Source organism: Embleya sp. NPDC059213 (genome assembly GCF_042754445.1).
Taxonomy (GTDB): domain Bacteria; phylum Actinomycetota; class Actinomycetes; order Streptomycetales; family Streptomycetaceae; genus Embleya.
The window spans coordinates 1-8,596 of the sequence record NZ_JBHZAV010000282.1; the positions used below are offsets into that span (position 1 = coordinate 1).

Annotated in this window: 10 protein-coding genes; all 10 read left to right on the top strand. The window is 73.3% G+C overall.

What is annotated here, in order from left to right; genetic code table 11:
* Positions 1–732, top strand: a 732-nt coding sequence (locus ACFXMF_RS44980; protein ID WP_380021205.1) for an RNA polymerase sigma factor, incomplete at its 5' end; no start/stop codon positions are given.
* On the top strand, positions 729–1,253 hold the full coding sequence (locus ACFXMF_RS44985; RefSeq protein ID WP_379992181.1) for a hypothetical protein: 525 nt from the start codon (positions 729–731) through the stop codon (positions 1,251–1,253). The genes ACFXMF_RS44980 and ACFXMF_RS44985, both read left to right, overlap by 4 nt.
* A 198-nt stretch (positions 1,254–1,451) precedes the next feature.
* Positions 1,452–1,739 carry a helix-turn-helix domain-containing protein gene (locus tag ACFXMF_RS44990; RefSeq protein ID WP_360321673.1) on the top strand — a complete coding sequence of 96 codons (288 nt, stop codon included), beginning with the start codon at positions 1,452–1,454 and terminating at the stop codon, positions 1,737–1,739.
* Entirely contained in the window at positions 1,736–2,239 is a 504-nt protein-coding gene (locus tag ACFXMF_RS44995) for a hypothetical protein (protein ID WP_360321666.1), read from the top strand. Before ACFXMF_RS44990 ends, ACFXMF_RS44995 begins: the two co-directional genes overlap by 4 nt.
* 111 nt (positions 2,240–2,350) lie before the next feature.
* The gene (locus tag ACFXMF_RS45000) at positions 2,351–2,746 is read left to right on the top strand and encodes a GNAT family N-acetyltransferase (RefSeq protein WP_379992180.1); all 396 of its coding nucleotides are present in this window, start codon (positions 2,351–2,353) and stop codon (positions 2,744–2,746) included.
* Between the two features lie 107 nt (positions 2,747–2,853).
* Positions 2,854–3,684 carry a SigB/SigF/SigG family RNA polymerase sigma factor gene (locus tag ACFXMF_RS45005; protein WP_379992179.1) on the top strand — a complete coding sequence of 277 codons (831 nt, stop codon included), beginning with the start codon at positions 2,854–2,856 and terminating at the stop codon, positions 3,682–3,684.
* Between the two features lie 211 nt (positions 3,685–3,895).
* The gene (locus ACFXMF_RS45010) at positions 3,896–4,117 is read left to right on the top strand and encodes a hypothetical protein (protein WP_360321657.1); all 222 of its coding nucleotides are present in this window, start codon (positions 3,896–3,898) and stop codon (positions 4,115–4,117) included.
* A 263-nt stretch (positions 4,118–4,380) separates the two neighbouring features.
* Complete coding sequence (locus ACFXMF_RS45015) at positions 4,381–5,484, top strand: glutamate--cysteine ligase (RefSeq protein ID WP_360321654.1); 1,104 nt, start codon at positions 4,381–4,383, stop codon at positions 5,482–5,484.
* A gap of 271 nt (positions 5,485–5,755) precedes the next feature.
* Entirely contained in the window at positions 5,756–8,359 is a 2,604-nt protein-coding gene (lanL, locus tag ACFXMF_RS45020; RefSeq protein ID WP_379992178.1) for a class IV lanthionine synthetase LanL, read from the top strand.
* 3 nt (positions 8,360–8,362) lie between these two features.
* Entirely contained in the window at positions 8,363–8,497 is a 135-nt protein-coding gene (locus tag ACFXMF_RS45025) for a hypothetical protein (RefSeq protein WP_360321648.1), read from the top strand.
* The last annotated feature ends 99 nt before the right edge of the window (positions 8,498–8,596 follow it).

Here is an 8,596-nt window from a genome sequence, read left to right on the forward strand (position 1 = left end):
GAGTATCGGGCACGTCGACGTCCCCGATACACCGGCCGGCCGCGGCGCCCACCGAGACCACCGGCCCACGGCACCGCGCCCCATCGGTACGCACCCGAGGAGTTCACCGCCATCCAGGATTCCCACGTCCGGGTCCAGCACGACCCGAGCCCGGCCCACCCGGCGCCGCCCGTCGAGGCCGCGCCGCCGCGCCGGCGTGCGTTCGGTCTGTTCCGACGTCGGACCCGGGCGGCCGGCGAGCCGCCGCCGACCATGACGCAGCTCTACCACGCGCACCGGATCCGCCTGGTGCGCCTGGCCACGCTGCTGGTGGACGACCAGGAGACCGCCGAGGACGTCGTGCAGGAGGCGTTCACGGCCGCCTTCCGCCGCTACGGCGCGGGCCTGGGCGAACTCGACGACCCACCCGCCTACCTGCGGCGCTGCGTGGTCAACGGCGCCCGATCGGTGCTGCGCAGACGACGGACCGCCCGGGCCTGGATCCCGCCGGTGCCGCCGCCGGTGGCCTCGCCCGAGGACGACGCGCTGCGGGCCGAACGCGACCGGCGGTTGCGGCACGCGCTGGGGCGACTGACCCGGCGCCAACGCGAGGTGCTGGTGCTGCGCTACTGGGAGAACCTCAGCGAATCCGAGATCGCCGGCACGCTGGGCATCCCGTCCGGCACGGTGAAATCCACCGCGAGCCGCGGGCTGACCGCGCTGCACCGGTTGCTTATGGAGGACGACACGTGACCCGACACGGTGCGGAACCCCTGCGGTCGGGCACGCCCGAACATGCCGCGTTGGAGGCCGAACTGCGCGACTGGATGGGCCGGCGGGCCGACACGGTGACACCCGAGACGCTCCGGACCCGGGACGTGCCGCTGCCCGCCGGGCCGGTGCGCGGGCGCCGCGTCCCGCTGCGCCTGGCGCTGCCGATGGCGGCGGTGGCCGCGGCGGCGGCGAGTTGGGCGCTGCTCGGCTCGATCGGCGGGTCGGACGCCCCGCGCCCGGTGCGGGTGCCGCCCGCCGTGCCCGCTCCGCCGATCGGTGTGTCGACGCCGCCGAGCGTGTCCGGGTCCGCGCCCGCCCACCCGTCGGCGACACCGTCGGCGCCCGAACCACCCGTGGATCCTCCGGAGGCCGGGATCCCCCGGTCCGACGCGCCGGTCCGTCCCCCGGCCACCGGACCCAGCGCGCGCCGGACGGTGGGCGCCGACAACCCGGCGCGCAACCCGCCGCCCGCCACCGGCGAGGGCCGGCGCGCGGGCTGACGTGTGGGCCGACGTGTCGGCCGAGCCGCCGAGCGCACCCGGCCCGCGCCCACGATCTCGACTCGGCCGCACGTTCGGCAACGCGGCAACTTTCCCGCAGGGAGGGACGATTGTCCCTCTCCCGCACTACCGCTCCCGCAATCGGCGATCTACGCTGCCCGGATGAGAGATGTTGCGCCTGGGGTGCGTGGGACCAGAATGGCGGAGCCGATACCCGACCCGGACCCGGACACCGACGAACCGATCCGGATGATCGTGGTGCGCAACGTGCGGATGCTCGCACGGCGGGACGGCTACACGGACGGCGCCATCGGCGAGGCACTGGGCCACGGCCGGTCCTGGGCCTGGCGCCGATTCACCGGCGAACTCCCCTTCGACCTCAACGATGTGGAACGCCTGGCCCAGCTTTTCCAGGTGGAACCGGCGCATTTGCTCGCTCCCGCCCACACGTGGGCTCCGGACCCGGCCCGAAGGGTTGTCTCATGAGCACCGATCGTCGCCCGAGCAGCCGGCGCAACCGAGCCGACGCCAAGCACCGCGTGGACCGCGTCGCGGCCCGCCCCGCCCGACACAACGACGGTGCCTCCGTACCGGCGATGTCCTCGGAGGTGGTCGAGGCCGCGCTCTACCGCGCCGCCGAGGGCAGCCACTCGACCCAGGCGACCACGTACATCCTCACCGAGGAAGGCTCGTTCGTCCGCCGTCCCGAGTTGTACGCGGTGTGCCTGGACTGGTCCGACGACGGCCGCTACGCGGCGGTGCGCTGGCGCACCCTGCGCGCGGTGGTCACCGCGCCGGACGCGCCGTTCCCGCCGGGGGCGTTGCGCACGATGTTGCTGCTGTGCTGTTCGCTGCACGACGACGGACCGGCGCCGCTGTCCCAACTGTCGCTGCTGGACTCGACCAACGCGCGGATCGTGTCCCGCGGGATCCACATCGCCACCGGCGCACTGCCCCTGCGCCAGGCCCTGGGCAACACGCCGTAGCCCGAGCGCCTCGGTCCGAACCGTTCGGCGCGGCACGGGATTTCCCTCCCGTGCCGCGATCCGGGCCGGATGAGCACCGGTAACGGCCTTGGCACTTCCTAGGATTGCCGCATGACGGTTACCTTCGAATGGCGGGGCGACTTCGACAACGCCGCCGTCAACGCGCTGCACGCCGAGGGATTCGAGCACCCGCCGCTGCCGATCGACTGGCGCGCCCAGTTGCAGCGGCACAGCCTGGGCTGGGTGTGCGCCTGGCAGCACGATCGCCTGGTCGGCTTCGTCAACGTGGCCTGGGACGGGGGAGTGCACGCGTTCGTCCTGGACACCGTGGTGGCCCGGCGCAATCGGCGGAGCGGGATCGGCGCGGAGCTGATCGCGGTGGTGGTGCGCGAGGCCCGGGCCGCGAAGTGCGAGTGGCTGCACGTCGACTTCGACGACGGGCTGCGCCGGTTCTACGTCGACGCGTGCGGCTTCCGCCCGACGGACGCGGGCCTGATCCGACTCTGAGCGCCGCCACGCCCACCCCATCGGCCGCCGATGGAACGTGTGTATGGTGCATGAATCGGGTGGGGCGGCGACAACCCACCGCGCGAGACGCACCGGAAGGACGTGGCATGACCTTTGGTATCGCGACCGACTCCCCGGCCGACACCGCTCTCGTGGAGGACACCGCCGGACCATCGGCCGCAAGCGACGCGCGGGCGATGTCCAGGGTGCTCTTCGATCGGCTGAAGTCCCTGGAAGAGGGCACGTCCGAGCGCCAGTACGTACGCAACACCCTGATCGAACTCAATCTCCCGCTGGTGCGCTTCGTGGCGTCCCGCTACCGCTCGCGCCGGGAGGAGACCCAGGAGATCGTGCAGGTCGGCACGATCGGCCTGATCAAGGCGATCGACCGCTTCGACCCGGCGTTCGGGTACGAGTTCCCCACCTTCGCGGTGCCCACCATCTCCGGCGAGATCAAGCGCTTCTTCCGGGACCACACCTGGGCCGTGCACGTCCCGCGCCGACTTCAGGAACTGCGCATCGAACTGGCCGAGGCTCGGGACACGTTCACCGCCGAGCACGATCGCGAGCCCGGTGCGGCCGAACTCGCCGCGCGCCTGGGCCTGGACGTCGCCCAGGTGGCCGAGGGCCTGACCGCGGCGGCCGGCTACACCGCCGAGTCGCTGGACGCCCCCGCCTCCGAGGACGGGCCCCTGCCGGCGCATGCCGCGCGGGCCTCGTTCGTCGATCCGGGATTCGCCCGGGTCGAGGACCTGCACGCGCTCAAGCCGCTGATCGCCGCCCTGCCGGAACGCGAGCGGACCATTCTGGCGCTGCGCTTCGGCCGGGAACTGACCCAGTCGCAGATCGCCGAGCGACTCGGCCTGTCCCAGATGCACGTCTCCCGACTGCTCGGGCGCACCCTGGCCGGCCTGCGCACCGGGCTGCTGGCGGACTGACCCGCGCACCGCCGGGCCGCCGCCGGTGACCCCGGCGCGCCGCCGATCTCCCGTGTCACCCGCGCGGCCCAGGGGCCGGACCGGGGATTCTCCCTGCTCGGACGCCCGGCCGGGCCGGATCGACCCGGGCGCGGGAGGCCCTGGGAGTGCAGGGTCGGCCGGCAGCGGATTACATGGTGAGGTCGATGGATCTCACGACACGGGAGCGGACATGCACGTGATGAGAGCGGTCCAGGACGCACAGAGTGTGGTGTGGCACGCCATGGAGAGCGAGGACATCGCCATGTGCGGGGAGACCTTGCCGGCCGGCCGGGAGGTGGACGGCACCCGGCGACGGGAGACGTTCTGTGTCCCGTGCATGAGCGAGGTCGAGCGGACCATGCATCCCGTGGCCGGATCCGGCGATCGGGCGGACGAGGAGACGCCGGTCTGACCCGGTGATCCCGCCGGAGGGGCGTCGCGCCGGGCGGCGCCCCTCGGCATGTGGGCCGAAGGCCCTCGGGCCGGCGACGCCGCTCGGGACGGGCGCCTCGCCGCCGGACACGGCGTCAGGGAGTGCACGATGGTGCGTGCGATTGCGGGGCCCGTGCCGGCCCCGGTATCCGGTTCGACCGCGGGGCACGGGACGGCTTCCGGATTTTGTTGGACATGTCGCGGTTCCGCGTTCGGTGCGGGGCCGGCGGTCGGTGACCGGGCATGATCACGTTCGGGGTCGAGGAGGAGTACCTGCTCGTGGATCCCGCCGACGGCCGGCCGATGCCGGTCGCCGAGGCGGTCCGGGCGGCGGCGAACCTGCAACCGGCGGTGACCGGCGGCGAGATCCAGCCCGAGTTGATGCAGGTGCAGGTCGAGGTGGCGACGCCGGTGTGCGCGGCCCTAGACGAGGTGGGCGGACACCTGCTGCGGCTGCGCCACTCGGTCGCCGCGGCGGCCGAACAGGCGGGATGCCGGCTCGTTGCCTCCGGTACCGCGCCGTTCCGCTCCGAAACGCCGATCCCGCTCACCGACCGGGTGCGCTATCACGCGCTGCACGCGGACGCGCCACGCCTGGTCGACGAGATGTTCGTCAACGGGATGCACGTACACGTCGGCGTCCCGGACCGGGACGCGGGCGTGATCGTACTCAATCGGCTGCGCCCGTGGTTGCCGCTGTTGGTGGCGATGGGCGCGAACTCGCCGATGTGGGAGGGCGGAGACACCGGCTTCGCGAGTTGGCGCACCATCGTGTTCGGCCGCTGGTCGATCAGCGGCATGCCGCCGGAGTTCGTCGACGCGCTCGACTACGACCGCCGGATCGAGGAATTGCTGACCGCCGGCATTCTGCGCGACCGGGCCAGGGTCTACTGGCAGGTCCGGCTCTCCGAGCGCTACCCCACGGTCGAGATCCGCGCGATGGACGTGCAACTGCGGGTGGAGGACGCGGTGATGCTCGCCGGGCTCGTCCGGGCCCTGGTCACCACGGTGTTGCGGGACGCGACGGCCGGTCAACCACCGCCCCGATCGGCCCCCGAATTCGTCGCGGCGGCCCAGTGGTACGCCGCGCGGCACGGGCTGACCGACGCGTTGATCGACCCGCACGCGCCGCGTCGGCTCAAGGCCGGTGAACTGGTCGGCCGCCTGCTGGACTACGTCGCACCGGCGCTCGCGGACGCCGGGGACGATCGGCAGATCGACGCGCTCGTGCACCGACTGCTGCGCGAGGGGGCGGGGGCCGATCGGCAGCGGGCGGCGTTTCGGCTCGGCGGTCGGGACGCGTTGGTGCATCTGCTCGTGTCCGAGGGGATGTCCACGCACGGATGAGCGCGGCGCCGACGCGGGTGCGGGCGGGTCGCGGAGGCGGGTGTGGGCGGTGGGTGCGGGCGTGGGCCCGGAGGCGGGAGGGCGTGCCGTCGATCGATGGCGTAGTGCGTACGGCAATCGGGTGATATATCGAGGTTCGACTCTGGTCGGGGCCCGATCGCGGTGGCAGGCTGGGCCGGTGATGTCGAGCTACCGGTTATTGGTTTCCCGGGTTCTGACCGAGACGAACCGCATCGATTCATGGCGGGTATGGCATGGCGATCCCTGGTGCATGGTGTCGCCTCCCGGGCACGTACGACGGCGCCAGGGTTGGAAGTTGCACCTGTCGTGCACCGCCCGATCCGCGCCGGACGTGTTGGAGCGCGCGGTCCGGGTGCTCCTCGCCCACGGGTGCGCGTTCAAGTTCGCGGCCGATCCGCAGATCGCCGCCGAGTTGAACGGGGTCCGGGCGGCCCGGGCCCTGTCCGGCAAGTTCATCACCGCCTACCCTGCCGATGACGAGCAACTGGTGCTGCTCGCAGCCGAGTTGCACGCGGCGACCGAGGGCCTGCCGGGACCGGCCATTCTCTCGGATCGGCGCTACCGGCCGGGCAGCGTGGTGCACTACCGGTTCGGCTGCTTCGCCCGCCCGCGCGAACTCAACGACGAGGGGTTCTACGAGGGCCGATTGCAGGCACCCGACGGCACGTCGGAGACCGACCGCCGCGAGCCCTGGTTCTCCCCGCCGCCCTGGGCGGTGGACCCGTTGGCGGTGCCGCCCACGGCGCTGCTCGCGCGGCGTCGCGGCGACGCGGTGATGCTCGCGCGCCGGTATCGGGTCCGTGAGGCGATCCGGCACTCGAACCGGGGCGGGGTCTACCGGGCGCGCGACGAGCGCACCGGCGAACAGGTCCTGATCAAGGAGGCCCGTCCGCATGTCGGGGCCGGGCCCGACGGCCGCGACGCGCGGGACTGGTTGCGGCACGAGGCACGGATGTTGGCGCGCCTGGCGCCGCGAAGGATCGCGCCCGAGGTGCGCGAGGTATTCGACAGCGGCGGCCACGTCTTCTTGGTCGAGGACCTGATCGAGGGCGTCGCTCTGACCCGATGGACCTCGGCCCGGCTGGAGCGCCGACACGGCGACGACGGCCGGATCCCGGTCGCGGCCGGTTGGGAACTGGCCCGCGAACTCACCCGGTTGCTGGCCCAGGTGCACGCGGAGTCCCTGGTGCTGCGCGACTTCAAGCCGGGCAACGTGATGATGACGCCCAAGGATTGCCCGGTGTTGGTGGACCTGGAGAGCGCGGTGCCGGTCGGCAGCCGGGTTCCGGTGGTCGGCACCCGAGGCTTCACCGCCCCCGAATACCTGGGCTCGGCCGGAGCCGACCGGGTCGCCCCGGCGGCGGACTTCGCGGCGGACTGCTTCAGCCTGGGCGCGACCCTGCTCCAGGTCGGCGCCGGGATCAACCCGGTGTTGGCTCCCGAGACCGAGCCCGCGCGGCCGGTCGGCGAGCGGATCGCCGCGATCGTGGCCGCCGCCGCGCCCGGGTTGCCGATGTTGCGCGCACTGGCGCCGCTGATCGTCGGGCTCACCGGCGAGGCGGGCGAGCGGTGGAGCCTGGCACAGGCCGCCGACTTCCTGCGGGCCGAACCCGAGCCGACCCGCCGGCTCGGGGCCGGGCCGCCCGCGCCGGCCGACCCGGAGCGGTTGCTCACGGACGGGTTGCGGCACCTGGCGGACACGATGGACCCGGACGCGGACCGGCTGTGGGCCGCGCCGCGCGCGTTGCCGGACGGCGATCCGTGCAACGTGCAACTGGGCGCGGCCGGCGTGCTTGCGGTGTTGGACCGGGCGGTGCGGTGCGGTCGACGGGACGCGGAGCCCGCGCTGCGGACCGCCGCGGACTGGCTCGACCGCCGGTTGACCCGGCCGGACCGGGTGTTGCCCGGACTGTACTTCGGGCGTTCCGGCACCGCCTGGGCGCTGTACGAGGCGGCCCGGACGCTGGCCGACGACACGTTGGCGCGGCGGGCGGCGGACTACGCCCTGGCCATCCCGCTGACCGGCGGCAATCCCGATGTGTGTCACGGTCTGGCCGGTGCGGGCACGGCCCAGTTGCACCTGTGGCACGCCACCGGCGACCGGCGGTTCGCCGAGCGGGCCGGGGAGTGCGCGGACGCCGTGTTGCGGTTGCTGGCGACCGCCGACGGCGGGGTGGACTGGCCGGTGGGTCCGCAGGTGCGCGGCGAATTGGCCGGGTCGGCGCTGTACGGCTTCGGGCACGGGGTGGCCGGCAACGCGACGTTCCTGCTGGCGGCGGGCCGGGACCTGGACCGCCCCGAGCTGATCGACGTCGCGCTCGGCGGCGGACACGCGCTCGCGGCGATCGCCGACCGGCGCGGGGGCGTGGTGATGTGGCCGAAGGGCCCCGGGCGGGCCGAGCGGCCGGGACTGGACTTCTGGTGCAACGGCACCTCCGGCGTCGGCACGTTCCTGATCCGGCTGTGGCAGGTCACCGGCACGGACCGGTGGTTGGACCTGGCCGAGGGGGCGGCCCACGCGGTGTACGCCGACCGTTGGCGGATCGGGCCGGGCTCGTGTCACGGCGTGGCCGGCAACGCCGAGCTGCTGCTCGATCTGTACGCGGCCACCGGGGACGAGCGGCACCGCTCCCGGGCGCACGAGCTCGCCGGCTGCATCTCGGTGCGCGCCGCCCATCGGCACGGTCGGTGGCTGGTCCCGGACGACACGCTGCGCGAGATGTGCGCGGCGTACGGCGTCGGGATGGCGGGCGTGCTGGATTTCCTGCTCCGCCTGACACACGGCGGACCTCGTTCGTGGCTGGTCGACCGACCGGCCACCGGGCACGACCGCGACCCCGGAAAGGGGAGATGAGGCATGGAGAGCTCCGTACTGGAACTTCAGGAACTGCCGGAGACCGATGAGCAGCAGGACCTCGAACCGATGATGTGTTGCGACACGGGTCACCACAGCTACGAGTGGACCGAGCTGTGCGTGGCGGCGCTCGACTGATTCGGCGTCGAGGGTTCCGTGGGGGTGGCCCGGCCACCCCCCCGGATCCTGCGGCGGGGCGTAGGCACCAGCCGACGGCGGGGGGGGTAAAGTATCATA

Excerpts from the sequence above, each read along its gene's own strand:
- ACFXMF_RS44990 (WP_360321673.1), top strand. The coding sequence starts at position 1,452 with ATGGCGGAGCCGATACCCGACCCGGACCCGGACACCGACGAACCGATC.
- ACFXMF_RS44995 (WP_360321666.1), top strand. The coding sequence starts at position 1,736 with ATGAGCACCGATCGTCGCCCGAGCAGCCGGCGCAACCGAGCCGACGCC.
- ACFXMF_RS45000 (WP_379992180.1), top strand. The coding sequence starts at position 2,351 with ATGACGGTTACCTTCGAATGGCGGGGCGACTTCGACAACGCCGCCGTC.
- ACFXMF_RS45005 (WP_379992179.1), top strand. The coding sequence starts at position 2,854 with ATGACCTTTGGTATCGCGACCGACTCCCCGGCCGACACCGCTCTCGTG.
- ACFXMF_RS45010 (WP_360321657.1), top strand. The coding sequence starts at position 3,896 with ATGCACGTGATGAGAGCGGTCCAGGACGCACAGAGTGTGGTGTGGCAC.
- ACFXMF_RS45015 (WP_360321654.1), top strand. The coding sequence starts at position 4,381 with ATGATCACGTTCGGGGTCGAGGAGGAGTACCTGCTCGTGGATCCCGCC.
- lanL (WP_379992178.1), top strand. The coding sequence starts at position 5,756 with ATGGTGTCGCCTCCCGGGCACGTACGACGGCGCCAGGGTTGGAAGTTG.
- ACFXMF_RS45025 (WP_360321648.1), top strand. The coding sequence starts at position 8,363 with ATGGAGAGCTCCGTACTGGAACTTCAGGAACTGCCGGAGACCGATGAG.